This is a genomic window from Thalassospira tepidiphila MCCC 1A03514 (assembly GCF_001662875.1).
Classification (GTDB): domain Bacteria; phylum Pseudomonadota; class Alphaproteobacteria; order Rhodospirillales; family Thalassospiraceae; genus Thalassospira; species Thalassospira tepidiphila.
Window position 1 is genome coordinate 61,234 of sequence record NZ_JPVZ01000009.1, and the last position, 26,003, is coordinate 87,236.

Genomic DNA, 26,003 nt, shown 5'->3' on the forward strand with positions numbered 1-26,003 from the left:
CGCCAAAACCAAGAACAACACCAAAAATACAACGACCAACAACAAGACCGATCAACGGATATATCGTTTTATCAGGAGGCCTTAAATGGACGATACCAAACGTTATGAACGCCTACTTACCCGTTTTCGCGACGGGGACATCAACCGCCGTACTTTCCTGACCGCACTGGGTGCGGCCGGCGTTGTTGCCGGGGTCACCGGCGGCCCGATGGGCATGCTGGCCCGCAAGGCGATGGCCGCAACCCCGGAACAGGTCCGCTTTGACGGTTGGGGCGGTGTTGTTTCCGAGGCATTCGAAAAATATGCCTTCGCGCCCTATACCAAGAAAACCGGCATTGAAGTCGTTTCGGGCACCTTTGGCGGTGCGGATGAATATATTGCCCGCGTCAAGGCCAGCCAGCCGGGTGAATTCAACCTCGCCCACCTGTCAGGTGTGTTTGACTATGCGCGGTATCATGGTCTGGAACTGACGTCGGAACTCAATGAAGACAACATTCCGAACCTGAAAAACGTCATTCCGACACTGGTCGAGCCGCTGCGCAAGATCACCGGCGGCACGATTTCAGCCGTTCCGTATGATTACGGCACCACCGGTATTGCCTATAACCGCAAATATATCAGCGACGACGAAGCCAAGGCCAAGGGTGCCAAGCTGATGGTTGATGAAGCCTATAAAGGCAAAATCGGCGGCTGGGGTGAATGGAAAACCCGTATCTGGTACGGCGCAATGCAGTCCGATCAGGACCCGAACAACATCCAGGACATTGAAGCTGTTTGGGACATGGTCCGTGCGCACCGTGACCTTGCACTGAAATACTGGTCTTCGGGGGCCGAACTGATGAGCCTTCTGGCCGAAGAAGAAATCTATGTCACCGAAGGCTGGTCTGGCCGCATCAAGGCGCTGCAGGATCAGGGTCATGACATCGGTTATCTTGATCCGGCCGGTGGCCTTGGTTGGCAGGAATGCCTGTTCGTGCTGCGTGGCAGCCCGATGGCGGCCTGTGAAGAACTTCTGAACTTCATGCTGGAGCCGGAAGTGGCGATTGCTGTTGCCGAAGGTCAGAGCTATCCGCCGGCCCTTGATCCGCAGAAGATCGAACTGGGCGCGGTCATCCCGACCCTTCCGGCATTTGATCCGAGTGGAACACTGTCGTCGCTTAGCTTCTTCGATCCGGCGTACTGGAACGAAAACGAAGCTGACTGGTCGAAAACGTTCTCGCGTGTGCAGCGCGGCTACTAAGCCCCGCCTGCTTGCCTGAAACTGTGTCCTGGCCGTGCACAACCGGCCAGGACAGACTTGCCGCCTTATGTCGGGTGCGGCGCAATTCAGACAGGGTATTTAACAATGGCAGACAGACAAAACGCTGTTGAACTGCACAATGTCGTTAAACGGTTTGGTGAATTCACCGCCGTCAAACGCATTGATTTGACCGTCCCGGACAACAGCTTTGTAACTTTCCTCGGTCCGTCGGGCTGTGGCAAGACAACGACGCTGCGCATGATTGCGGGTCTGACCGATATTACAGAGGGGGATCTTCTGATCCGCGGTAAACGGGTCAACAGCCTGCCGATCCACAAGCGTAATCTTGGCCTTGTGTTTCAGAACTATGCCCTGTTCCCGCACAAGACGATCTTTGACAACATCGCCTTTGGCCTGAAATACCGCAAGGTGTCGAAGTCCGACATTGCTGAGAAGGTCAACAAGGCGCTTGATCTTGTGCAACTGCCGCATGTCGCCGACCGCTATCCCAATCAGCTTTCCGGTGGCCAGCAGCAGCGCATTGCGCTCGCGCGTGCGATTGTGATTGAGCCGGATGTGTTGCTGCTTGATGAACCGCTTTCGGCCCTTGATGCAAACCTGCGCGAAGAAATGCGGGTGGAGCTCAAACGCATCCAGCGCGAGCTTGGCGTCGCCACAGTATTCGTCACCCATGACCAGTCCGAAGCGCTTGCCATGTCCGACAAGCTGGTTGTCATGAACAATGGCTTTGTCGAACAGGAAGGCGCGCCCGAAGAGGTTTACAACAATCCGGCATCGGCCTTTGTTGCCGACTTCCTTGGTCATTCCAATATCATTCAAGCCAACCTTGGTAGCCCCGACGCCGCCTTTACCCAGGTGGCCCTTGAAAGTGGCGAGACATTGCTGACTACGGACGAACAAACCGCCAAGGCAAAGAATTCCAAAGACGTTCGCGCCGTGATCCGGGCCGAGAAAATTGATCTTTCCGAAGAAAACCGCGCCACCGATGGCGTGACTTCGATCCCCGGCAAGGTCAAAACCGTTGACTATCTGGGCCAACAGGCCCGTTACTTTGTCGAGGCCAATGGCCGCGACTGGCAGGTCATCAACCCGATTGATGCCCACCCCCATAAGGAAGGGGCCGATATCTTCATGCATATAGCGGCCCGTAATTGTGTGTTGTTACCCGGCCATCAGGATTAATCCTCCGCCGGTTCAGGAGAGCCACCAGAATGACGCATGATCCCAAAAGCCCCGTCGGACATAACCGGGAATCCCGTCTGTTTTATCAAAGCCGGTCCCGTCGCCCGCTGATCGAACGATCAGAAGGCGTTTATATGTGGGATGTCGATGGCAAACGTTATATCGATGCGTCGAGTGGCGCCATGGTCAGCAATATCGGCCATAGCGACCCGCGCGTGATCGCCGCCATGACCAAGCAGCTTGAAAAGGCCAGCTTCGCCTATCGCCTGCATTTCGAAAATGACGCGGCCGAAGACCTTGCCATCCGCCTTGCCGAGCGTGCACCGGGTGATCTTGAACGCGTCTTCTTTGTTTCTGGCGGGTCGGAGGCGGTTGAAAGCTGCATCAAGCTTGCCCGACAATATGCACTGGCCAAGGGCCAGGCACAGCGTACAAAGATCATCTCACGTTTTCCGAGCTATCATGGTGCCACACTGGGTGCGCTTGCCATTACCGGCTATACGCCGATGCATGCGCCCTTTGCCCCGATGATGGTTGATCAACCGAAAATTCCCGCACCGACATGCTATCTGGATCGTGATGATCTGAGCGATCATGACCGCGGCATCAAATATGCCAACATGCTGGAAGCCGAAATCATCAAACAGGGCCCGGAAACCGTTCTTGGTTTCATCATCGAACCGGTTGGTGGGGCGGCCACCGGCGCACTGGTTGCCCCCGACAGTTACTATGGCCGCATTCGCGAGATTTGCGATCAGTACGGCATTCTTCTGATCTATGACGAGGTCATGACGGGGGCCGGTCGTACCGGCAAGTATTTCGCCGCCGAGCATTGGGGCATCGTGCCCGATATCCTTGCCGTGTCCAAAGGATTGGCGGCTGGTTACGCGCCACTTGGTGCGATGATCGCACCGGACCGCATTGTCGGTCCGGTTCTTGATCATGGCGGGTTTATTCATGGCTATACCTATGCCGGGAACCCGTTGGCGTGTGCGGCGGGAAATGGCGTCCTTGATGTTATTGAAGAAGACAATCTGCTTGAAAATGCCGCGACCAATGGCGCGGCCCTCAAGGATGAATTGACCAAATTGGCCGATGATTTCGCGATGATCGGCGATGTGCGTGGCAAAGGTTTGTTGCTGGCGGTTGAACTGGTCAAGGACCGCGACAGCATGGAACCGCTTGATCCCAAACATATGGCGGCAGCGAGACTGGTCGATATCGCCTATGACATGGGCCTAATCATTTACTGGCGCCGCACGCGTGGTGGTTATCGCGGCGATCATGTCATGGTCTGCCCGCCCATGACGATTACCAAGGAACAGTTTGCCGATATCCTTGTGCCGCTGCGCAAGGCATTGAGTGAACTGCAAGACGAACTCGAAGTCGCAGGAGCCTTCGCATGAGCCGCAAAGTCATCATCACCTGTGCGATTACCGGATCGGTTCATACCCCGTCCATGAGCCCGCATTTGCCGGTCACACCCGATGAGATCGCAACGCAGGCGATTGATGCCGCCAATGCCGGAGCATCAATCCTGCACCTGCATGCGCGTGATCCCAAAACGGGGTATCCAAGCCCGGATCCGGACGTGTTCATGCAGTTCCTGCCAAAGATCAAGGCGGCGACCAATGCGGTGATCAACATTTCGACCGGTGGCGGCATGAACATGAATGTCCGTGACCGCATCCGGGCCGCACGTGAAGCCGCCCCGGAAATGGCGTCGCTTAACATGGGCACGATGAATTTCGGCCTGTTCCCGGCCCTTGCCAGCCGCAGTGAATGGAAACATGACTGGGAACCGGAATTCCTTGAAAGCAGCCGTGATTTTGTTTTCAAGAACACGTTTTCGGATATCGAAACCATTCTGGCCGAACTGGGAGATGCCAATGGCACCCGGTTCGAGTTTGAATGCTATGACGTCGGTCATCTTTATACCCTGGCGCATTTCGTTGATCGTGGCCTGATCAAGGGGCCGATTTTCATTCAGTTCGTGTTGGGCGTTCTGGGTGGCATTGGCGCCGATCCCGATAACCTGGCGCATCTGAAACGCACCGCTGACAAGCTGTTTGGTGATCAGTACCAGTTTTCTGTACTGGGTGCCGGACGCCACCAGATGCCGCTTGGCAGCATGTCGGCTGCCATGGGCGGCAATGTGCGGGTCGGGCTTGAAGACAACCTTTACATCAAGAAGGGCGAACTTGCGCCGGACAACGCATCGCAAGTGCGCAAAATCCGCGAAGTGCTTGACGGGTTGTCGCTTGAAATCGCAACTCCGGACGAGGCGCGCGCGATCCTGGGTCTGAAAGGCGGCGACAAGGTCGCCTTCTGACAGCAGGCCGGATGAAGCCACCACCGTTTGACCACATCACGTGAAAGGCGGCAGAGATGATGCATGCCTATTTCTCAGACGATCAGCTCCGCCATCACGGCAAGACATTCATTGTCGCGGGCGAGAAAAAGCCGATCCCCGAAGTCCCTGAACGCGCGGAAATCCTGCGCGGTGCGGTCGGGCGTCTGGGGCTTGATCTTCATGCCCCCACTGACGCCGGGCTGGCCCCGATTGCCGCCATCCACGATGCGCAATATCTGAACTTCCTTCAGACCATTCATGATGAATGGCAGGATGTCGGGGGTGCGGAACAGGTCATTCCAAACATCCACCCGTTTGATCGCAACGGCCCCTACCCGCGTCATCCGGCGGGCAAGGCGGGCTTTCATCTTGGCGATACATCCTGCCCGGTCTCGAACACCACATGGCATTCGGCCTATGCCAGTGCGCAAACCGCAATTGCGGCTGCCCGCCATGTGCGAGATCAGGGGGCCAAGACCGCCTATGCCCTTTGCCGTCCGCCAGGCCATCATGCCAGTGGCAATATTGCTGGCGGCTTTTGTTACCTGAACAACAGTGCGATTGCCGCCGAGGAGCTCCGCCGCAAATATGACCGGGTCGCGATCCTTGACGTCGATCTGCATCATGGCAACGGCACCCAGCATATTTTTTATGACCGGTCTGATGTCATGACCCTGTCAATCCATGCAGATCCGATGGATTTTTATCCTTTTTACTGGGGGCATGCCGAGGAAGCTGGCGCACAGGACGGGCTTGGTTTTAATCATAATCAACCCCTGCCCCTTGGCAGCGGTGATGTGGTGTTTCTTGATGCGCTTGACCGGGCATTGGCAAAGATCGACGAATTCGCTGCTGATGCGGTTGTCATTGCGCTTGGCCTTGATGCATCACGCGATGATCCGTTTGGCGGATTGACGGTCAGTCCCGATGGTTTTGCCCGGATGGGCGAAAAAATTGGCACTCTTTCCTGCCCGACCGTTCTGGTGCAGGAAGGTGGTTATGTTAGTGAAACACTTGCAGAAAACCTTTATCAATTTATCAGCGGCTTTGGCGCGACCACCAAAACAAACCCGATTTAAGAAGGCCCCACATGACACATTCGGACATCCTGATCATCGGCGGCGGCATTGCCGGAATGTCAGCTGCATTCTTTTTGGCCAAGGCCGGTAAATCCGTCACGGTTCTCGAACGTGAAGACCAGCCGGGCTATCACAGCACGGGCCGGTCAGCAGCCCTATATAGCGAGACCTATGGCCCGAAGATCATCCGCAAGATGTCGACTGCCAGCCGGGCTTTCTTCATCACCCCGCCAGACGGGTTTACCGAAAACCCGATCCTGACCCCGCGCGGCATCATCATGACCGCCGCCCCGGGCGAGGAAGCCCAACTTGATGCCATCCTGACCGAGGGGCGCGCGAATGGGGCGAACTTTGTTGAACTGACGCCCGATGAACTTAAGGAAATTGTGCCAGTCATTCATACCGACCGGGTGGCCAAGGCCGCCTATGAGCCGGATGCCATGGATATTGACGTGCATGCGCTTCACTGGGGCTTTATCCGCCAATTCAAGGCACTTGGCGGTTCGGTTATCACCAAGGCCGATGTCAGCGCGATTGGCAAAGCAGACGGCAAATGGCAGGTCACGCTGGCCAAGGGTGATGTCTATACCGGCGATATCGTGGTCAATGCGGCGGGTGCCTGGGCTGATGAGATCGCAACCAAGGCCGGGATCAAGCCGCTTGGCATCGTTCCCAAACGCCGCACGGCGGTGATGGTCGATGTCCCAGCAGACGTAAAGCCGCATGGCTGGCCGTTGGTCGCAAGCCTCGATGAGACGCTTTATTTCAAGGAAGATGCCGGTCGGTTGCTGGTGTCGCCGGCCGACACCACACCGACCGAGCCGCATGATGTGCAGCCCGAAGAACTTGATATCGCGATTACCATTGATCGCCTGATGACCGCCACCAGCATCGAGGTCCGCCGTCCGGGTGAAAGCTGGGCCGGATTGCGCAGCTTCTTTGCCGATGGCGATCCGGTATCAAGCTTTGATCCGGCTGATGACAGTTTCTATTGGCTGGCGGGTCAAGGTGGTTACGGCATCCAGACTGCCCCGGCGATGGGCGAATATGCCGCAAGCATCATCACCGGAAACGGCGTTCCACCGCAGATGGAAAAGCTTGGCATTACCACAGATGCGCTTTCGGCCACCCGCCCCACCCTTGTCAGCGGCAAGTAATCATCGGCCTCGACCGAGCAGGAGAAAGACCAATGAGCCAGTTTGACCGTGCAGCCTTGCGCGAAGCTGTTTCAAAGCGCACCCAAAGTGCGATTGATGATTTGTGCGCGCTTGTGCGTCATGACAGTCAGCTTGGCAACGAAGCATCTGCGCAAGGTTGGATTGCCGACAAGTTTGCCGCGATGGGGCTCGATGTCGAACGGGTCAAGATTGACATCAATGCCCTCCGCGATCAGCCGGGCTTTTCGCCGCCGGTGATTGATGGCTATGACGGGCGTGAAAACGTTGTTGGCCTGCATCGCCCGCAAAACCCGACCGGGCGCAGCCTGATCCTGAATGGTCATATGGATGTTGTGCCGACCGGTCCGGCTGAACAATGGCGGTTTGGCCCCTTCACCCCGCATGTCGAGGATGACTGGATTTACGGGCGCGGTTCGGGCGATATGAAGGCCGGGATCATTGCCTATTGCCAGGCGCTTCAGGCGCTGCACGATATCGGCCTTGAACCCGCCGCCGCCGTCACAATGCAATCGGTGATCGAGGAAGAATGTACCGGCAATGGCGCACTGGCCTGCCTGCATGCCGGATACAAGGCCGATTGCGCCATCATTCCCGAACCGTTCAACCAGACCCTGATGACCGCCCAGCTTGGTGTCATGTGGTTCCAGATCCACGTATCGGGCAGCCCGGCACATGTTCTCGATACCTCGGCTGGCAGCAACGCGATTGAGGCGGCCTTTGGTTTCTTTGAAACCCTGAAGGAAGTCGAGGAAATCTGGAACCACCCGACCCATCGTCATGCGGCGTTTGGTGCGCATGTCCATCCGGTGAACTTCAATCTGGGCAAGATTGACGGCGGCGAATGGGCATCGACCGTGCCACCGGTGTGCACCGCTGATATCCGCGTCGGGTTCTATCCGGGCATGGAGCTTGAAAAGGTGCGCGAAACCATTGAGGCTGTCAAACAAAGCGCGCTTGATAACCACCCGGCTTCCAAGGGGGCCAAGATCGAGATCACCTATCGCGGTTTCCAGGCCGAAGGTTGCGAGATGGATATAAATCATCCGATGATGTCGATGATTGGCGACATTCATCAGGAAGTCACAGGCAAGGAGATCAGAAACCTTGCCTCGACCGCGACGACCGATGCGCGCTTTTTCCAGATTTATGGCAATATCCCGGCCACCTGTTATGGCCCGAAGGCCGAACGTATTCACGGGATTGACGAACGGGTTTCGATTGCGTCGATGATGGAAGTCACCGAGGTTCTTGCCCTGTTCATTGCCGACTGGTGCGGCGTACAAAAGCGTGATACCTAAATCTCAATTCGAATAATATATCCAATGCTTTAACAAGGAGCGTTTCATGAGCATCCAGCGTCTTCACACCGGCCCGCGTATGAGCCAGGCCGTTGTCCATGGCAACACCATCTATCTGGCCGGCCAGGTTGGTAACCCTGATAGCGACATCACCAACCAGACCAAGGAATGCCTTGAAAAGGTTGATGCGCTTCTGGCCGAATGCGGTTCGAGCAAAGAAAACATCCTGTCGACCACCGTCTGGCTTGCCGACATGAAAGACTTTGCGGCAATGAACGCGGTTTGGGATGCATGGGTCCCGCAGGGTCACACCCCGGGTCGTGCCTGCGGCGAAGCAAAGCTTGCCACCCCGGATTACCTGGTTGAGTTCATCGTGATTGCGGCCAAGCCATAAGTCACGTTGGCACCAATTAAAAAAAATGCCTGATACGGGAAACCGGTCAGGCGTTTTTTGTTTAATCGGAAATCTGGCGGGCTATACCCGGTCTTCGCGCGTGACGATCAGGGATGTCGCCTCAAGCGTTCTGTGCACCGGGCATTTATCAGCAATCTCGATCAGGCGTTGACGGGTTGCGTCATCCAGATCGCCGGTGAACCGGATGATGCGTTCGAACCGGTCGATCTTGCCGCCCTTTGCCGAATGCTGTTCGCCGCATTCCGCGCAATCATCGGCATGGACTTTTTGATGCAGGACTTCAGCACGGATGGAATCAATCGGGATGCCCTTGTGATCGGCATACATCCGGATCGTCATTACCGTGCAACTGCCAAGGGCGGTTGAGAGATAATCATAGGGCGACGGCCCACTATCAAGCCCGCCAACCTTTTCCGGTTCATCGGCCAGCAGGCGATGCTTGCCCGCCATGACCATCGACTGGAACTTGCCAAGGCCAGTTTCACGGACAATCACACCTTCACCGATATCCGGTTTTGCCGATTTGCCTGCGGGGAGATATCGCTTTGCCCATGCGGCAATCACGGACGCGGCGTACTGCGCATCATCAGGATCACGCAGCAAATGGTCGGCTTGATCAAGCGAGACAAAGCTTTTGGGATGCTTGGCCGCATCAAAAATCCTGCCGGCATTTTCAATCCCGACAGTCTGATCAAGCGGCGCATGCAAGACCAGGAGCGCCTTTTTCATCTTTGCCACCTGTGTTGGCAGATCATATCCGCCAAGGTCATCGACAAACTGCTTGCGAATGACAAACGGCCGCCCGCCAAGGCAAACTTCGGCCTCGCCCTTTTCGCGGATTTCATCAAGATGATCGGCAAAGTTATGGGTCACGTGATGGACATCTGCCGGTGCGCCGATGGTTGCAACCGCCGTTGCCTCCTTGATGCGATCGGCCACCGCCAGAACCGCCGCCCCACCAAGTGAATGTCCGATCAGAAGCTTGGGGGCCTCGAACGCGACACGCAGGAAATCGGCCGCACGTTCAAGATCATCAAGGTTGGATGTAAAGTTGGTCGAGGCAAAATCACCGCCCGATCCGCCCAGGCCGGTGAAGTCAAACCGCAGGACTCCGATCCCCTCAATCGTCAGCGCCTCGGCAATTTTGCGGGCGGCAATCAGATCCTTGGTACAGGTAAAACAATGGGCAAACAGCGCATAGGCCTTGACCGGGCCAGTCGGCAGGTCCAGCCGTGCAGCCAGTTCGGCACCATGTGCCCCTTCAAATGTCACCTTGATCGGTTTTCCGGGCATTCTCATTCTCCTGACCTTTGAGGGGTGAAATCATACTGCTATTTCAGATCGTCCCCGATAATATCCTTCTTGATGCCACCGTAACACGGACAGTTCAGTGATGATCGTTCAAACCGAACGCACAATTTTGCGAGAAGCCACACATGACGACGCCCCGTTCATTCTTCAGCTGCTAAATGAGCCCGGATGGCTTCGGTTTATCGGCGATCGCAACATTCATGACCTTCAGGCGGCGCGGGATTATATCGATCTGCGTTTTCGCGAAAACTATGACAAGCTTGGCTTTGGGATGTGCGTTGCACTGGAAAAACAAGGCCAAAGCCCGATTGGCCTGATCGGCTTTGTAAAGCGTGACACGCTTGATGCCCCTGATATCGGCTATGCCGTGACGGAGGCCCATCAGGGCAAGGGTTATGCCTATGAAGTCAGTTCGGCACTGATTAATCATGGCTGGCATCACTACGGGTTTGACAAGATTTATGGCTATTGCCTGCCTGACAATATCGCGTCCGTTCGGATGCTTGAAAAGCTTGGCCTGACTTATTTGCGCGATCAGGATGTCAATCATTCTGGCGAGATGTGCAGACTTTATATGGCAACCCGCCCCTAAGACGCATCGCAAAGACCAAAACAAAACCCCGCGATCTTATGATGCGGGGTTTTTGATTATTTGCGGCGAATGCCGATCTTGCGACCAACCCCGGACGGGATGGGTAAATTGGCATGCGCGTCCTTGATCTTGTTTAGTGTTTCCATGATGTCATCGGGGAACGGGGCCGAACGCCGTTCCTTCATGTTGATATGCATGGTGATGATTTCATTGGTCGCGGCCAGCCAGCCTTCAGTGCCATGGCGCATTTCGTGATACATGTGAATGCGTTTCTGATCGCAATCCAGAACACGGGTATGGATCACATACGGATCATCCTGATGAATTTCGCGATCATAGGTCACATGCATTTCAAGCCCGAAGGTCGATCCGCCGCGCCGTTCGGGATAGCTATATCCCATCCCCACCGCATCAAGAAACGCCATCGATCCCAGATCAAACGCGACCACGTAATAGCCAACATTCATATGGCCATTGAAATCAATCCATTCGGGTTTGATATGCCCGCGAAAGGCTTCAAGCGGCTCAGACGCAAACAGATCGGTGCTGATCATTTTTCGACGGCCTTTGCGACCGCGACGGCTGCGACGAAATCTTCAAGCGAATGACCAACCGATTTGAAGACCGTGCATTCGCTATCCGTCTCGCGCCCCTTGACCTGCCCGCGGGTCAGGCCGAACAGATCGCCGATGATGTCGGATTTGGTAATCGCCCCGCTGTCGATGGCCTGAACGACGTCGCCGCCTTCGGCACTGGCCCCCTCAAAACTATCGACATAAATGCGGCACTTTTGCATGACCGCGTCATCGGTTTCACGCATGGTCGGCTTGAAAGCACCGACCAGATCGACGTGCGTTCCTTCGCGCAGCCAATCGCCATGCACCAGCGGCGCGGTCGACAGGGTGGCGCATGAAATCAGATCGGCTGTCTTGCACGCCGTTTCGAGGTCATCCGTACCCTTGGCGTTAAAGCCGAGCTCGGCAATCTCGGTCGCGAGTTTTGCCGCCTTGTCAGGATTGCGGTTCCAGATGGTGACATTCTTGATCGGGCGAACCGACGCATTTGCCTTGATCAGTTGTGGGGCCATCGCCCCGGACCCGACCATGACCATGTCGCTGGTATCCTGGCGCGCCAGATAGTCGCATGCCAATGCGGATGCGGCGGCTGTGCGGCGCGTGGTCAGTTTTGTGCCATCAATAACCGCGGACGGCTGACCTGTGACGGCATCGAGCAAAACATAGGTGCCCGAAACCGCCGGAAGATTGCGCGCCGAATTGCCCGGCACGACGGCGGCGATTTTCACACCCGCTGCACCATCCTTTTGCCAGGCCGGCATGATCAGGAAGGTTGCGTCATCCTCGTTGCTGCGTTCCATATTGAAATGACTGCGCAGCGGGGCTTCGCAGCCTTGTTCGAACCCGTCGCGAAGGGCTTCGACCAGATCACGGGGCGAGACGAATTTTTCGATATCTTCGGCAGTAATGAAACGCATGGGCCTTCCTGTATAAGCATTTTTGTTTTCAGTGCGGTAGCGGTCATATTTTATACCACGTCGCAGCCCGCACGTCACAGGAAGACCGGCAGTTTTTTATGCTGTTTTGAAGGAAAATCAGCGCGATTTACGGCAACAAAAACCGTTTGAGCGTGCCAAACAGGGATCCGGTGCCAAGGAACACTTCTTCAAGCACGGTAAAGTGGTTGGCACCCCATGCCTTATAGACCGAAACTTTAAGCCCTGCACTGCCACAATAAGCACCATAGGCATCGCTTTGGCGGACAAACTCAGGGCTTTCATTACCGCCAACCACCACCATCAGACGCGCATCAAGCGGCACGCCGTCCAACATCGGTGAATTGTCGGCAGCTGACGCTTCGTCAAGGCGGACATCATCATTGATCGTCGTGTGCCGGATCGGTTCAAGATCAAAAACACCGGAAATCGGCACAATGGCCTCAAACGGCATCGCATCGCCAAGCGTTTCGGTCCAGTCATGGGTGGCCAGACGGGCGACGATCTGACCACCGGCGGAATGGCCCGAAATCGAAATCCGGTCACGGTCGCCGTTAAATTCTTCGATATGCTGATAGATATAGGCAATCGCGCGCACGGCTTCTTCGGTGATGTCGGCCACGGTTACATCCGGGCACAGATCATAATTCGGGCAGATGACCGTAAACCCGGCGGCGACCAGATCACGCGCGACAAAGGCGTAATCCTTTTTGTCCTGACTGCGCCAATAACCACCATGGAAAAACACATGCACCGGTGCGCCCGGATCGGATGCCATGAAGATATCCATGGTTTCCTTGGGCCCATCGCCATAGCGCACATCAATCTTGCCGCCAAGCTGGACACGGGTTTCATCGGACAGTTTCACGAACCGTTCAAAATGGGTCATGAAGTCCGGCACGGTTTCGCGCGGATTATATTGCCATTCAAGCTCTGCTGCTGTGAAACCGCCCCAAGCCATCGGAACCTCATTATTATCGGTGAAAACGATCTCGCCCGGTTCAATCTTTCTTTAATTTCGGATTGTTTGCAAACACTTCGCAAAATAGATGGTGCTTTTAACCGAACTCACCAACGCGTACTGATCGCTCCCGCATAAAAAAGAGCCATGACCGGGTGTTAAACCCAATCATGGCCCCAATCCTTGGCCAGTCCCTTGCAGGGAGACTTTTAACGGCTCGAATGTGTGGCTTTTGAACCGCTTGCGACTGGCACAAGGTAAACTTTCTAACCGGCCTTTTTTTCAAACGGATCTTCGACAATCGGCCACAGGGCGCGCGTCAAATGGCGATATCCGTTCGTTTTCGGATCGGACGGATATGGTCCGTGCACATCGACATAAATGATCTCGCCCGCGATCTTGGCAAACGAGTCATAAAAATGGTTCGTCGATTTGATGAACAGGTATTTCTTCGAAACCGGATCAATACCCATGTTGGAAAACAGGCTGGGATCAAAGCTTTGCGACCGGTTGGTATTGAGGATCACCTCCCCCCCGTCGGGCAGGATGATCACGGCGCAATCGCCAAGCGGAACGATGCTTTCGCCAAAATACTGCCAGGCATCGCGTTTCAAGGTTTTGACCCGGACCTCGGCATCAATCGGCGCACCGGCATGGGCACCGGTTTTCCCGCCAAAACGCAGCGGTAAAACAGCCCCCTCGCCCGCGGAAAAACAGGTCCGCACCGCCATCGGATCCCACAGGGTGCCAAAGGCATAATCGTTAAGCCCGCGCTCGATCACGGCACGCAGCAAAATGGTGCTATCGCCCGGAACACCACCGCCCGGATTGTCCCAGACATCGGTCAGGACAATCGGTTTGGCATCGGATGCCAGCGCCTGATCAAGGGCATCTTCGGGTTTGGCAAAGTCAGGCCGGGTGGCCCCACGGAAACCAAACAACTCAACCCCCAGGTTTCGTGCTATCTGCTTGGCTTCCGCAGGGTTATCGTTGGTGGTGACAATCACCTTGGCCCCAAGATCGGGCACGTCACCGGCCATAAATCCGTGAATGAAGGATACCGACAAGATATTGCCTGTTCCTTCCATTGCCTTTGCCCGGTCAATGAATGACCGCATCGGTTCGCGCGAGGTCGGCAGGACCTCGATCATATGGCAGTCAAAAACTTCCTTGGTCGGTTTGATTTCGCCGCGCAATGTGCGCAATACAAGATCAACCACAGCCCGCCCGGTTTCGACAAAATCGGTATGCGGGAATTCCTTGAACGCGACAATAATGTCAGCGTTATCAATGCGTTTTGCGGTCAAATGACTGTGCGGATCGAAGCTTGTGCCGATCACGACATCAGGACCCACCAGTGCACGAATGCGCGCAATCAGATCACCTTCGCAATCAAGATAATCCTGGGCCACCATTGCGCCATGAAGACCAAGGATCACACCATCGACCGGCATGGCCGCACGCAACTGGCCAAGCACCTCGTCGCGCAACTGTTCATAGGTTTGACGGTTAACCAACCCGCCCGGTTCGGCCCAGGTGGCGGTGCCTTCGATCAGATCCCAGCCTTCCTTGGCGGCACGCAGGCGGCCTTCGGTAAAGACGGCACTGCATAGTGTCGGGGTGACCGGATGCTGGCCCGGCGGGGCATAAAAGCTTTCCTGAAAATCGGAAAAATCAGTGCGCAAAGGTGAAAATGTATTGGTCTCGGTTGCAATCGAGGCGCAAAAAATCCGCATGGCCCGTGCCTTTGTTATTGGTCTTTTGATATCAGCTAAAGAATTCCGAAGGGGCGAGAACCCCGCCCCTTCGGTAATTGGAATGGCTTATTCCATGTAGCGGTTGGCGTTGGCCTTCTCGACTTCTTCCTTGAACAGGTTCAGAAGTTTGACACCTTCATCGCCAAGGCTTTCCTGAACGTGTTTGACCACGACCGGCTGGGTTGCCTCTTTGAACTTTTCACGGTCTTCAGCCGACAGCGCGGTGATTTCCATTTTGTCCTTAAGACCGGCAAGACCACGATCAGATGCCTCGATCACGCGTGACACACCACGGCTTGCAACAACGCAAGACTGTGCAGCGTAACGAATGATTTTCTGCTGATCGGCGGTCAGGTCATCCCAGAATGCCTTCGACAGCATCATGGTATAAGGCGAGAACAGGTGGTTGGTCAGGGTCAGGTAGCCCTGAACTTCGTTGAACTTGGCAAAGGTCACGGTCGGAACCGGGTTCATCTGGCCATCGATCACACCGGTCTGAAGACCGGCATAAACTTCGCCCCAGGCCATCGGATATGCTTCGGCGCCAAGGGCCTGCATGATTTTCTGATGGGACGGCAGCGACATGGTACGAATGCGGATACCCTTGAAATCTTCAAGCGTTGCAATCGAGTGCTGCGAGTTGGTCACAGCAAAGAACCCGCCGGTATCCGGGAAGCCAAGAACCTTCACATCACCCAGTTCGCCTTCGATGTCGCTTGCAAGCGTCTCGCCAAACGGACCATCAAACACATCATAGGTCGATGCGTTGCTATCAAACGCAAAGGCAAGGTTCAGAACGTCGATGCGCGGATAGTAAGACGCCAGCGCACCGGTCGAGGTCAGCGTGCCCTGGATCAGGCCATCACGGACCATCTGAACATGTTCGGCAGCCGAACCAAGCTGGTTTGACGGATAAACTTCGACTTCGATTTCACCGTTGGTGTCGGCTTCGACGATGTTGGCGAAAACAGCCGTGCAGGCATGTGCCGGGTTTTCAAACGGGTCGGTCTTGTTGTCGTGCGCGAATTTAAGAACCTTCGGCTCGGCGAATGCCATCGAGGTGCTGCCCATCAGCATCGCGGTTGCAAGGGCGGCTGCGCCCAAACGCTTTACAGTTTTCATTTCTACCTCTCCTTGATTTAACGACTTTATGTGTCCGGCGTTATTGTGGTGTGCGCCCCGGCCCGGACCTGACCGGGGCTATATTCATCCCGATGACCTAGCGGAAGCCCAGCAATCGCGGTATCACGAGGGCAAGGTCCGACCAGAAGGCAAACAGGAACAGCACGCCCAACTCGGCCAGAAGGAATGGCCAAAGTTGTGCGGCAATCTTTTCAAGCTTTTCACCAGTGACGGATGACAGGACAAACAGACAGGCCCCGACAGGCGGCGTCATCAGCGAGATGTTAAGCGCCAGGATAAAGATGATCCCGGCATGGATCGGGTCCATGCCGATCTGAACGGTCAGCGGCACCAGAACCGGGGCCAAAATGATCAGGATGGCGTTGATATCCATCACCATGCCGATCATCAAAAGCAGACCGACAATCATGAAAATCACGATGTAGGGATTTTCTGAAACGCCCAGAACCATGCTGGCGACTTCTTGCGGGATGCGGTTGAAGCTCAGCCACCAGCCAAGGATCGACGCAAAGGCAATGATGACAAAGATCACCCCGGTCACACGTGCTGTGCGTACCAGCATCCTGAAGAAATCGGCAAAACTAAGCGCGCGGTAAACAAACACACCAATGAACAGGGCATAGGCCACGGCAACCGATGCGGCCTCGGTCGGGGTGACGATCCCGCCAAGGATACCGCCCAGAATGATCAATGGCATGATCAGTGCGGTGATCGATGATTTGAAAATCTTCCAGACTTCCAAAAGCGACGCACGGCGTTCATTTTTCGGCAGGTTCTTGGACCGTGCGGTCACGGCAATCACCGTCATGCAGATCAGACAGATCATAAGTCCGGGCAGGATACCCGCGGCAAACAGACCACCGATCGAAACGCCCATCAGCGATCCATAAACAACCATCAAACCCGATGGCGGAATGGTCGGCCCGATGATCGATCCGGCGGCAGTCACCGCGCAGGCATAGTCACGGCGATATCCGCGCTCGACCATGGCAGGTACCAGCGTCTTGCCAAAGGCTGCGGCATCGGCGGTTGCGGCCCCGGTAAGACCGGCAAAGAACACTGATGCCAACATATTGGTATGGGCCAGCCCGCCGCGCATGTGCCCGACGAGTGCCTGGGCGAATTTCACCAACCGGCTGGTAATGCCGATATGGTTCATGATTTCGCCAGCCAGAATAAAGAACGGCATGGCAAGGAACGGGAAGACATTCAGCCCGTTAAAGACCTTGCTTGGACCCTGGGACAAAAACATCCCCCCGCCCATGTCAAACAGGCCAACAACGCCTGCCACACCCAGGGCAAAGCCAATCGGCATGCCCAGAACCATCAGAACGACAAAGATAATGGCGACGATCATTCTGCGCCCTCCGCAAGATCAACCGGGACAAAACGGCCCTGATCACGCAAGGCAACGAGGAGGAGCTGAATGGCGGCAAGCAATGCCGAAACCGGCACAGCGGCATAAGGCAGTGCCAGTGACATGCCGAAAATCATCGCCTGACGGCGCATACCGCCCTGGGCAAAATCAAATCCATAAATCGCAAGGTAAAGGAAGGCTGCGAGCGCAATCAGGTCCACCAGAAACAGGATTGTGCGCTGGATCGGCATCGGCAGGCTTAAAACAAACATGCCAATCCCGATATGTTCGCGCCGCGCAATCCCGGCCGAGATCGCCAGAAGTGCCGCCCAGATCATCAGATAGCGCGCCAGTTCTTCCGGCCATGGCAGTTGCCAATGGAATAAGTATCGGTCAACGACACCCAGCCAGACGTCCAGAACAAGAACAAGCATCAGAACCGCTATGATGCGTTCAACAACCCAATTCAGGCACCGGCTTGCGGTTGCAGCTGTGGTTTCAATACGGCGTAAAGCCATCTCCGCCAAACTCTCCACTGATCAAATGTTATGTAATTTTTCTACATACTGAGGTCCATTTTGTAGTTTGTCTACATTATTTATCTCCGAAGTTTCATATTTTTGCTCTTAAACTGACCTTTAAACTGCTATAAGTAGCTTAACTACATTATAGGATTTCGCAGCGCCCCTGTTTCGTCCAGACTTTCAAGCAGGAAATTCGCCAATTGGATCAAGGATTAAGACGCCCAGGATCCCGATAAACCAAAGCCCGAAACAGCAACCTCGCCGTCTCGTGCATTGAATAACTACATGGTCGATTTCGACCGGGTTAATGTCGGGCAAAACGATGATACTTGATGTGAGAAAACACGCATGCGGGGTACTGACATGACGCTTAAATTGAAATTGTGGCTATCGCCTGCAAACGGAAATAATGTTAGTTCCCAATAAGGTGTCGGTTTTGACACACCAAACCAGATAGACGGATCAGGTCGATTCCATGCAACAAACCGCCGACATCATCAGCCTGCTGCGCAGCCAGTCCGGCAAATTTCCGAACCGCGAACAACTCGTCGCGGACTATGTCAGCGCACATCTGGAAGATGTCACAACCATCGCCCTGTCCGATCTGGCGAAAAATGTCGGGGTCAGCGAACCCACCGTCATTCGGTTTTGCCGCACCTTGGGGTGCGACGGGTTCCGTGATTTCAAAATCCGCTTGGCGCAAAACCTTGCCGTCAGCATTCAGTATCTGACATCCGAAGACATTTCAGACGACACAACCGCCGCAGATGTTCTGTCAAACCATGTGCTTGGCGTGATCATTGATAACCTGCGTCTGCTGCGTGATCAGTTATCTTCTGATCAAATTGACCAGGCTGCCGACATTCTGGTCAAGGCACGTCAGGTGGCGTTTTTCGGGGTTGGGGGTGGATCGACCACTGTAGCGTTTGATGCCGCAAACCGCTTTTTCCGGCTGGGAATTCCGGCGCAATCGCAAAGTGACGGCTATTTGCAGCGCATGCTGGCCTCGACCTTTGGCGCCGAGGACGTGATATTCGCGATCTCCACCAGTGGTCGCCCGACGGAAATCATCCATTCCGCTGCCATTGCCCGCCAATATGGCGCCAAGGTCATCTCATTGACCAACCCTGACAGCCCGCTTGCCGCTGAGAGTGACTTGGTCATCGCAATCAATATGCCGGAAAACCCCGACATCTATAAACCAACCGCCACACGCCATGCGTTTCTGGCAACGATTGATGTGATTGCGACGGCTGTGGCTCGACGCATGCCCGATCAGGCCAAGGAAAAGCTGCGACGCATTCGTTCGTCGCTGCTGACGGTCAATCCCCCAACCGGGCACCAACCCATCGGCGACTAAGCTAAGCTTTGTGCGGCCTTAGTAATCAAGTCTGAATTGAACGCCAGCCTTGCTATCGATTTCGGTGCTTTCGCTGGTCACACTGATATTTGGTGTGACTTCAATCTCGACTTCGACGCCGCTTGATCCCGGTGTTGAACCAGCCTTGGTGCCGACATAGACCCCCTCTGTCAGGTATTTGCCAACCTTGACCTCCGGCCCGTCTTCGCCGCCACCGACGCGCAGCACATCTGCACCGATAAAGCGTCGGATGCTGCCAACCACATCAAGGCCACTACCACCGCCAGAAAGTTCGTTCAGGGCACTTGCCAGTTGCACGGCCTCGACTGCCGACAGGCTGCCCTGTGATTTGCCAAACAGGACCTGAGACAGAATCTCGTCTTCCGGCAGCGACGGATTGGACGACAGCACCAGTTCCGGGTCGCTTGACGGCCCCTGGAACCCCGCAGTTACGACGAGGTCTTCGGTGGTATAGACCCCTTCGATATCAAGCATCGGATCAGGGGGCGACGCACCGGCAAAGGTAATCTGAGAATCCCGGATCACGAATGTTTTGCCGATGACATCAAGCTGCCCGCGCAAGGCAGATAACTGCCCGGTGATACGTGGATCATCTGTGGTGCCGGAAATTTCAAGTCGACCGCCCCACTCGGAATCAAGTCCCTTGCCACGCACAAAAAGACGCCCCGGGATATCAACAGTCACGTCAAGATTACCGCTAAAGGCATCGTCCGCTTCCTGTGTATCCTCGGCCTTTTCGACCTGCGCGGCGTCCGGCAGATTTTCAATCTCGATGGTCGGAACCGATTCCGGCAAGGCCAGGGTCAGATCGACCTCCCCGCGCAGGACCGACACCGTGCTTTGGATATCGGCCTCCGACTGGGATCCGGTCACACTGGCTTCTACATCCGCCCAGAATTGCAGTTCATCCTTACGTGATACGGCAACATTGCGCAGATCAGCCGACACGTCATAGCGCATCTCGCCACCGTGTAGCAGATCAAGATCAACCGATGCATCAACAGTGCCTTTGCCGCCATCCGTGGCCGTAATGGACGGAATGGAAAGACCCGCCTGATCAAAGGTGCCCTCAAGCGTTATCTGATCAAGGAGTGTGCCGTACTCAAGGTTTTCATATCGTCCATTGGCAAGCGCAACATCCCCGTTCCAGCGGATGTCATCAAGCGTTCCAGCGACATCAAGCGCAAGTTTGATCTTGCCCGACATCTGATGATCGGGTGCCGGGACATAAGGCCAGAATTCGGCAATTTGACCATTCACACGCACGCGGGCAGAAACCGGCGCAGCAAGATCCGGGCTGAATTCCTGTTCAAGCACAGAAATCGCAAGCGGAACATTGCCCTCGGCTGTCAGTGCTTCGACATCGCCATTACCAAGTGACGCCTGCCCTGCAAGTTTGCCTTCCTCAAGCGTGATATCAAGCCGCATTTCAAAGGGCTTCAGCCCCGCGACCGCCTTTGCCGTGATGCCGGAAATGCGGCCATTGACCTGTGCACTTGGCAAGTTCCCGCGTGTTTCACGCAAGGACGCATCAAGATTTGCGGTCCCGCTCAGCCCGTCAAAACCGGAAATACGCCCCCACGGACCAAGATCAAAATCATTAAGGTGAAGCTCACCCGAAATGGATTTTTGCCCGGCTTCCTGATCAAGGCTTGCGACAAGATGGCCGGTGCCAACGGTCAGGTCGGCGTCGAGTTGCTGCCGACCGTTTTCGCGCAAAGCAAGTTCCAGTGGTTTTCGAAGCTCAATCGTCTGATCGCCAATGATCGCTTCAAGCCGAGTGGCCGTTACGGCGATATCATTGCCAAGCGACAGATCAGCAGCCAAGTCGGTCGAAATCGGTACATTGCCCTGATAAAGACCCGAACTCGTCAGCGTGATGGCAAGCGCATCCATGCCACCGTCAAGATCAAGGGCAAGCTCGTCAACCGCAATTGATCCGGCAATTATGTCACGTCCACCCAGCTCCGCTGAAATTTCCGGCACGTCAAACGCATTACCGATCGTCGCGGTCAGTTCAACATCCTCGATCATTGTCGGATTGGTGCCATCTGTGCTTGCCATTCGCATGCCCTTGGCCGATGCATTTGCCGTAATGCTTTGGCGTTGCCCATCCGGACGAAGGGCAATATCGGCCGTCACGGTTCCGTTCACCAGACTGACGCCAAACTGATCGAGAAATTCGGCATCCAGATTTGACAGCGCAACATCACCGCGCATTGGAATGCTGTAGTCGGGCAAGGCAATATTGCCGCTCAACGCGACATGTTCGCCTTTAAGCGATATCTGCTCAACACGGAGCGCATCTTCGGGCAGAACAAGATTTGCAGCCACTTCGTAAGGACGGCTGGCAAAGGTGAAGTTGCCGTTATTGGCAAGCGACAACACCGCCTGTTCTGACCACGCCATGCGGCTGGTCAGCACGATATCGGAGAATTCCTGACCCGAAACAGCAAGGCTTGGAACACTCAATTCAAATGTCCCCGGGGGTGCAGTCAGGTCACCTTCGAGATTGGCTGTCAGCTTTGCCGGGGCCATTTCGATGCCCAGATCCGGCGGCACCGCACCAGATGCAATATCAAGCGTGCTTTCAAGCGACAGCTTCTCGAATGCTTCTGTAATGCGAAGCATCAGCGGACCGTCAATCATTGCGGTATCAAGTGCGCTGACATCAACGCTGAGATCAAGATCGGGTGCAAGTGTCACATTGCCCGTGATACGCGGCTCGGGCCCGACGATACGATCAAGATCGGCAATCCCGAAACCGGCCTGACTGGCTGAAACCTCGATCCCGGTTTCCAGACCACTGGCCTCCGACCAGGTCAGGCCGGGCAAGGAAACCTGCCCCTGCCCGCGCAGATCAAGCCCCGAAATCGGCGCAAAAATCGCAAGATCCCGGATATCCGCCACGATGTTTGATGTCGTTACGACCAGATCCTCGTTAACGTCCGCCTGCCCGCGGAGCGTCATATCAGGCGTGTTCAATGCCAGATTGCGGATCGAAATATCGGCAAAGTCCGGCGACATCCGCGCATCAAATGACAAGTCCTGCGCCGCCCCCAGAAACGCACCCAGATCCGGGTCATCCCAATCCGTGCCGGTCGCAGAAAATGCGACGGTTGCGTCAAGTGGTTCATCCGCGTCATCGGGGGCCGCCATATCCGCCTGCAAGGCGATGTCGCCGATACGCGACACTGGCGTTTTCACATCACGGCCATTTACCCGCAGCGCCACACCGGGCATCGAAAGATTGCCATTGGCCTGAACGGAAAGCCCAAGTTCCGCCCATGAAACTGCATCGTCAAGCAGTGCCGACATTGCAGGATCAATATCGGCCGTTAAATCGGCCGTCATCAGGCTGTCTTCAAGGTCAAGTTCGGTTGTGCCAGACAGCACCAGCACATCTGCCATCGCAATCGAAATGCGATCAAACGAAAGGATTTGTTCTGATTGATCAAATGCCCCGCCAACGCCCAGTGCGACTTCTTTATCCATGCTTGCAGGCAATTGTTCGGTTATGCGTTCTTGCGGTGAAAGCGCACCGTCGAGCGTAAATGCCACAACATCCGAAGACAGTTGAACGCCAATGTCGCTTGCAAGTGATGCATAGCCCGCCGCCGACAGATCAATCGTGCCTTTCCAGTCATTGGCCGGACCATCGCCATTAAGCGCAATCTTGATATCCGTTGCGCTGGCCGGATCAACGCCAGCCAGGGTCATGACAAGCCCTTCGCGCCCCAACAACCCATCAATCTCGGCGGCAAGATGTTGTCCGGGGCCGTCAAAATCCAGATCAAGTTTTATGCGGTCGGTACCGCCATCACGCGGCTGCAAATCCAGAAAGGCTGTCGCAGACAGGTTTGTGCCAACCTTTGCCCGCCCATTCAGGCTATAGAGGAAGCTGTTGCCGGTAACCTGATCAACAATGGCAATTTCGCCGAGCTCAAGCGCGTCAAGCGAAACCGCCAGCGGCATGGCAAAGCCACCGCCGTCTTCGTCCTCTTCCTCAACCGTTTCCGGTACGGTACCGTCGGGCAAAATGACATTGGTCGTTGCCAGACTGATCTTATTGATTTGCAACCGACCAGCCAAAAGTGCGGTCGGCGACCAGTCAAATTCGATATCATTGATATCAAGATGCAACCCATCTGTGGCGCGATCCATGGTCACCTGATCAAGGGCCAGTTCAGTCCACAAACTGCCTTCGATCCGGCCAAGCGCAAATTCGCTGTCGGTTGCGGCGGATACGGCCTCGTTGATCATCGGGGTTGCCATCCGCAATACCGGGCCGGTCCCGGCAACGGCAATCAGGCCGGCAAGTCCAAGCACGGCCCCGCCAAGACCATAGGCACCATAGCGCAACCACTTTGTCGAAGAACGGCGCGATGCGGAACGTTTGGGATTATTCGGTGGTGACGTGTCAGACCCGATCAAAATGCCTGCCCCAGACTGATATAGAATTGAAAATCGTCATCAACGTTGTCGCGTTTATCAAGTGGTACTGCGACATCAAAACGCAGCGGCCCGACGGCGGTGTAATAACGGAAGCCAAGACCGGCAGCCCATAGAAGACGGATGTCTTCGGGCTCGGATCTGGCATACACGTTACCACCTTCGATGAATGGCACGATGCCAAAGCTTTCGGTCACACGGGCGCGGAATTCGGCACCGACTTCCAGTACGGAACGCCCGCCGAGCGGATCATCATCATCGTCGAGAGGACCGACTTTCTGGTATTCGTAGCCCCGGATTGATCCGCCACCACCGGAATAATAGCGTTTGTTCGATGGCAGGTTGCCGCGATCCTCGCCGATAATGGTACCGGTGCGTGCACGGGCCGCCAGAACATAGTCGCCCTCATCGTCAATCGACAGGTATTGCGACCCGACGACCGATACGGTGGTGAAACCGGTATCCTTGTCGGTCAGGCCCATATAGGGCGATACGTTGATTTCAAAACGGTTCCCCCGGCTCGGATCAAGGGGATTGTCGGTGTTGTCATGGCGCAAGATGCCCCGCAAACCGGCAAGATAGAATTCCTCGTTCGGGGAGTCTGATCCAGTCAGGTCGGAATATTCCGCAGTGACACCAAATGTCGTTGTCCAGTTTTCCCAAAGCGGACGTTCGATACCGGCAAAGCTGTCAAGCGTTGAGCCCTTGTAGGCGTCAGTATCGTTGTTTTTGGCATTGGCCTCGGCCACAAAGGACTGACGCCGTTCAAGAAACTGCGGCTTTTTGAATTCTGCCGACAGACCTTGTTCAAGGCTTGAAACATCAATCCCCAGCCGCAGACGTTCACCCGCACCAAACAGATTGCGATGTTCCCAGAACGCGTTGGCACCCGGACCATCAGCGGTCGAAAAATTCACCCCGCCGCCGATCGAACGCATTTTGCGTTCAACCACCTCGATCTCAACCGGGATTTCGCCATTGTCATTTACCGGACCGGCAACCTTGACGATCACACTGTCAAACAGGTTGGTTTGCGCCAGATCGCGGCGCGTGGTGCGCACCTGATCGGGATGATATTGTTCGCCCGACCGCCAGCTGCGGTATCCTGCGATGAAGTCCGCATCGACGTCCTCTGCACCATTGACGGTAATCTTGCCAAAATCGGCCTGCGGCCCGGTTTCAAAGGCATAATTGATCGTAATGGTTTTTTGCGCGGTGTCGGCCAATACGGTTCGTTTACCAGCCTCGACAAGCGGGTAACCCTGTTCGCGCAGGATATCGACACCGTATTGTTCACCCAGAATGATCGGCTCCGCGGTCGCGCGCTGCCCGATCTCAAGGCGGGTCTTTTCAAGTTCCTTATCCGTCGCATGGCGTTCCACCACGCGATCAGGGTATGTGATCACAAGGTTCACCGCCGAAATCAGATAGGGTGTACCGACATCGATATTATAGGTCAGAACCAATGGTGTCGGCTGTTCGGATGTTGATGCCAATGCATCATCTCCGGACTGGCCATCGGCCGGGTCTTGTTCAGAACCAGCATCAGGTGCGTCTTGGACTGGCGCGCTATCCGATGTGTCTGTGGCGGCCTTTTCATTAATTTCAAAGGTGATCTGCCCGTCGTAAAATCCCTTGGATCGCAGCACAGCCTGAAACCGTTCGACATCGTCTTCGGCACGGCGTTGCAGGCCCGCGCGTGAAGCGGTCGGGCGCGACTGCAGACGGCGCGCCGTACTAACCCCGTCCAACGCCGCAATCAGATTTTCTTCCTGGGGATCAATGCCGGCAATTTCGACTTCATAGGGGATGGTTTGTTGCAGATCATTTTGCGCAATCTCGCTGTCAGCACCGTCGCCAAATCCAAGCACACCACTTAGCCCCTCGTCCGAGGTGCACGCCGAAAGCATCGACCCTGCCAGTAAAAGCGGAACGATTGCAAACCTGCGCCTGAGGATCGGAGATGTGTCTAGGATGCGTTTATTCAAACCATCTTGCCCTTGAAAGCTTTGCGGACGCAGTGCAACGTACGCCAACCTGTTTGTTTCTGATCTCTTGTTTATATAAGTGCAAACGATCAGGATGATTAAATGTTTCACAGCAGGCCCAATGAAAACACCTTATTTTCATTGAACGCACTGGTCGAGTGTGACCTGTGCCATGATCCATGAAAAAAAGGCATGGCTATGAACAATAAATGCGCTTGCGACGAACGATCTTTGGGCGTACCGGAAGTTGAGCGCAACATA

General features: G+C 55.3%; 20 protein-coding genes. 10 read left to right on the forward strand and 10 right to left on the reverse strand.

Translation table 11 applies throughout. From position 1 onward, the window contains the following. Window positions 1-85 precede the first annotated feature (85 nt). From TH4_RS16795 to TH4_RS16830, 8 genes are all read left to right on the forward strand, one after another. The gene (locus tag TH4_RS16795) at window positions 86-1,240 is read left to right on the forward strand and encodes an extracellular solute-binding protein (RefSeq protein ID WP_064782024.1); all 1,155 of its coding nucleotides are present in this window, start codon (window positions 86-88) and stop codon (window positions 1,238-1,240) included. 105 nt (window positions 1,241-1,345) lie between these two features. Then, the gene (locus TH4_RS16800) at window positions 1,346-2,443 is read left to right on the forward strand and encodes an ABC transporter ATP-binding protein (protein ID WP_064782025.1); all 1,098 of its coding nucleotides are present in this window, start codon (window positions 1,346-1,348) and stop codon (window positions 2,441-2,443) included. Between the two features lie 29 nt (window positions 2,444-2,472). Beyond that, window positions 2,473-3,849: an aminotransferase family protein gene (locus tag TH4_RS16805; RefSeq protein WP_064782026.1), complete on the forward strand. Its 1,377-nt coding sequence runs from the start codon at window positions 2,473-2,475 to the stop codon at window positions 3,847-3,849. Continuing rightward, window positions 3,846-4,775 (forward strand): 3,5-dioxohexanoate:acetyl-CoA acetone transferase, encoded by a 930-nt coding sequence (gene kce, locus TH4_RS16810; protein ID WP_064782027.1) that lies wholly within the window; start codon window positions 3,846-3,848, stop codon window positions 4,773-4,775. The genes TH4_RS16805 and kce overlap by 4 nt, the downstream gene beginning before the upstream one ends. A 56-nt stretch (window positions 4,776-4,831) precedes the next feature. Beyond that, window positions 4,832-5,875, forward strand: a complete 1,044-nt coding sequence (locus TH4_RS16815; RefSeq protein ID WP_083997158.1) for a histone deacetylase family protein — start codon at window positions 4,832-4,834, stop codon at window positions 5,873-5,875. 11 nt (window positions 5,876-5,886) lie between these two features. Continuing rightward, a complete protein-coding gene (locus TH4_RS16820) occupies window positions 5,887-7,032 on the forward strand; it encodes an NAD(P)/FAD-dependent oxidoreductase (RefSeq protein ID WP_064782028.1) in 1,146 nt (381 codons plus the stop codon). 32 nt (window positions 7,033-7,064) lie between these two features. Beyond that, window positions 7,065-8,351 (forward strand): M20 family metallopeptidase, encoded by a 1,287-nt coding sequence (locus tag TH4_RS16825; protein ID WP_064782029.1) that lies wholly within the window; start codon window positions 7,065-7,067, stop codon window positions 8,349-8,351. Window positions 8,352-8,397: 46 nt separating this feature from the next. Continuing rightward, entirely contained in the window at window positions 8,398-8,745 is a 348-nt protein-coding gene (locus TH4_RS16830) for a RidA family protein (protein WP_008891872.1), read from the forward strand. Between the two features lie 81 nt (window positions 8,746-8,826). On the opposite strand, the gene TH4_RS16835 is transcribed toward TH4_RS16830, so the two are convergent. Continuing rightward, window positions 8,827-10,059: a bifunctional alpha/beta hydrolase/OsmC family protein gene (locus TH4_RS16835; protein ID WP_064782030.1), complete on the reverse strand. Its 1,233-nt coding sequence runs from the start codon at window positions 10,057-10,059 to the stop codon at window positions 8,827-8,829. A 100-nt stretch (window positions 10,060-10,159) separates the two neighbouring features. On the opposite strand from TH4_RS16835, the gene TH4_RS16840 reads away from it, so the two are divergent. Next, window positions 10,160-10,669 carry a GNAT family N-acetyltransferase gene (locus TH4_RS16840; protein WP_083997159.1) on the forward strand — a complete coding sequence of 170 codons (510 nt, stop codon included), beginning with the start codon at window positions 10,160-10,162 and terminating at the stop codon, window positions 10,667-10,669. 56 nt (window positions 10,670-10,725) lie between these two features. On the opposite strand, the gene TH4_RS16845 is transcribed toward TH4_RS16840, so the two are convergent. The 7 genes from TH4_RS16845 to TH4_RS16875 all read right to left on the reverse strand — a co-directional run bounded on the left by TH4_RS16845 (window position 10,726) and on the right by TH4_RS16875 (window position 17,915). Beyond that, window positions 10,726-11,223 (reverse strand): thioesterase family protein, encoded by a 498-nt coding sequence (locus TH4_RS16845; protein WP_064782032.1) that lies wholly within the window; start codon window positions 11,221-11,223, stop codon window positions 10,726-10,728. Continuing rightward, entirely contained in the window at window positions 11,220-12,161 is a 942-nt protein-coding gene (lhpI, locus tag TH4_RS16850) for a bifunctional Delta(1)-pyrroline-2-carboxylate/Delta(1)-piperideine-2-carboxylate reductase (RefSeq protein WP_064782033.1), read from the reverse strand. The genes TH4_RS16845 and lhpI overlap by 4 nt, the downstream gene beginning before the upstream one ends. 127 nt (window positions 12,162-12,288) lie before the next feature. Continuing rightward, the gene (locus tag TH4_RS16855; protein WP_064782034.1) at window positions 12,289-13,140 is read right to left on the reverse strand and encodes an alpha/beta hydrolase; all 852 of its coding nucleotides are present in this window, start codon (window positions 13,138-13,140) and stop codon (window positions 12,289-12,291) included. A 266-nt stretch (window positions 13,141-13,406) separates the two neighbouring features. Beyond that, the gene (locus tag TH4_RS16860; RefSeq protein ID WP_064782035.1) at window positions 13,407-14,876 is read right to left on the reverse strand and encodes a M81 family metallopeptidase; all 1,470 of its coding nucleotides are present in this window, start codon (window positions 14,874-14,876) and stop codon (window positions 13,407-13,409) included. A gap of 87 nt (window positions 14,877-14,963) precedes the next feature. After that, window positions 14,964-16,019, reverse strand: coding sequence for a TRAP transporter substrate-binding protein (locus TH4_RS16865; RefSeq protein ID WP_063086912.1), 1,056 nt, complete (start codon window positions 16,017-16,019; stop codon window positions 14,964-14,966). Between the two features lie 97 nt (window positions 16,020-16,116). Next, window positions 16,117-17,397, reverse strand: a complete 1,281-nt coding sequence (locus TH4_RS16870) for a TRAP transporter large permease (protein ID WP_008891880.1) — start codon at window positions 17,395-17,397, stop codon at window positions 16,117-16,119. Continuing rightward, window positions 17,394-17,915, reverse strand: coding sequence for a TRAP transporter small permease (locus tag TH4_RS16875; protein ID WP_008891881.1), 522 nt, complete (start codon window positions 17,913-17,915; stop codon window positions 17,394-17,396). Before TH4_RS16875 ends, TH4_RS16870 begins: the two co-directional genes overlap by 4 nt. A 481-nt stretch (window positions 17,916-18,396) precedes the next feature. On the opposite strand from TH4_RS16875, the gene TH4_RS16880 reads away from it, so the two are divergent. Next, window positions 18,397-19,281 carry a MurR/RpiR family transcriptional regulator gene (locus TH4_RS16880; protein WP_064782036.1) on the forward strand — a complete coding sequence of 295 codons (885 nt, stop codon included), beginning with the start codon at window positions 18,397-18,399 and terminating at the stop codon, window positions 19,279-19,281. Between the two features lie 18 nt (window positions 19,282-19,299). On the opposite strand, the gene TH4_RS16885 is transcribed toward TH4_RS16880, so the two are convergent. Together TH4_RS16885 and TH4_RS16890 are read right to left on the reverse strand one after the other, a co-directional pair. Next, window positions 19,300-23,736: a translocation/assembly module TamB domain-containing protein gene (locus tag TH4_RS16885; protein WP_064782037.1), complete on the reverse strand. Its 4,437-nt coding sequence runs from the start codon at window positions 23,734-23,736 to the stop codon at window positions 19,300-19,302. Beyond that, on the reverse strand, window positions 23,733-25,664 hold the full coding sequence (locus TH4_RS16890) for an autotransporter assembly complex protein TamA (protein WP_064782038.1): 1,932 nt from the start codon (window positions 25,662-25,664) through the stop codon (window positions 23,733-23,735). The genes TH4_RS16885 and TH4_RS16890 overlap by 4 nt, the downstream gene beginning before the upstream one ends. Between the last annotated feature and the right edge of the window lie 339 nt (window positions 25,665-26,003).

Bases quoted from the DNA above. Each gene is read 5' to 3' on its own strand.
- TH4_RS16795 (WP_064782024.1), top strand. From the start codon at position 86: ATGGACGATACCAAACGTTATGAACGCCTACTTACCCGTTTTCGCGAC.
- TH4_RS16800 (WP_064782025.1), top strand. From the start codon at position 1,346: ATGGCAGACAGACAAAACGCTGTTGAACTGCACAATGTCGTTAAACGG.
- TH4_RS16805 (WP_064782026.1), top strand. From the start codon at position 2,473: ATGACGCATGATCCCAAAAGCCCCGTCGGACATAACCGGGAATCCCGT.
- kce (WP_064782027.1), top strand. From the start codon at position 3,846: ATGAGCCGCAAAGTCATCATCACCTGTGCGATTACCGGATCGGTTCAT.
- TH4_RS16815 (WP_083997158.1), top strand. From the start codon at position 4,832: ATGATGCATGCCTATTTCTCAGACGATCAGCTCCGCCATCACGGCAAG.
- TH4_RS16820 (WP_064782028.1), top strand. From the start codon at position 5,887: ATGACACATTCGGACATCCTGATCATCGGCGGCGGCATTGCCGGAATG.
- TH4_RS16825 (WP_064782029.1), top strand. From the start codon at position 7,065: ATGAGCCAGTTTGACCGTGCAGCCTTGCGCGAAGCTGTTTCAAAGCGC.
- TH4_RS16830 (WP_008891872.1), top strand. From the start codon at position 8,398: ATGAGCATCCAGCGTCTTCACACCGGCCCGCGTATGAGCCAGGCCGTT.
- TH4_RS16835 (WP_064782030.1), bottom strand. From the start codon at position 10,059: ATGCCCGGAAAACCGATCAAGGTGACATTTGAAGGGGCACATGGTGCC.
- TH4_RS16840 (WP_083997159.1), top strand. From the start codon at position 10,160: ATGATCGTTCAAACCGAACGCACAATTTTGCGAGAAGCCACACATGAC.
- TH4_RS16845 (WP_064782032.1), bottom strand. From the start codon at position 11,223: ATGATCAGCACCGATCTGTTTGCGTCTGAGCCGCTTGAAGCCTTTCGC.
- lhpI (WP_064782033.1), bottom strand. From the start codon at position 12,161: ATGCGTTTCATTACTGCCGAAGATATCGAAAAATTCGTCTCGCCCCGT.
- TH4_RS16855 (WP_064782034.1), bottom strand. From the start codon at position 13,140: ATGGCTTGGGGCGGTTTCACAGCAGCAGAGCTTGAATGGCAATATAAT.
- TH4_RS16860 (WP_064782035.1), bottom strand. From the start codon at position 14,876: ATGCGGATTTTTTGCGCCTCGATTGCAACCGAGACCAATACATTTTCA.
- TH4_RS16865 (WP_063086912.1), bottom strand. From the start codon at position 16,019: ATGAAAACTGTAAAGCGTTTGGGCGCAGCCGCCCTTGCAACCGCGATG.
- TH4_RS16870 (WP_008891880.1), bottom strand. From the start codon at position 17,397: ATGATCGTCGCCATTATCTTTGTCGTTCTGATGGTTCTGGGCATGCCG.
- TH4_RS16875 (WP_008891881.1), bottom strand. From the start codon at position 17,915: ATGGCTTTACGCCGTATTGAAACCACAGCTGCAACCGCAAGCCGGTGC.
- TH4_RS16880 (WP_064782036.1), top strand. From the start codon at position 18,397: ATGCAACAAACCGCCGACATCATCAGCCTGCTGCGCAGCCAGTCCGGC.
- TH4_RS16890 (WP_064782038.1), bottom strand. From the start codon at position 25,664: ATGCTTTCGGCGTGCACCTCGGACGAGGGGCTAAGTGGTGTGCTTGGA.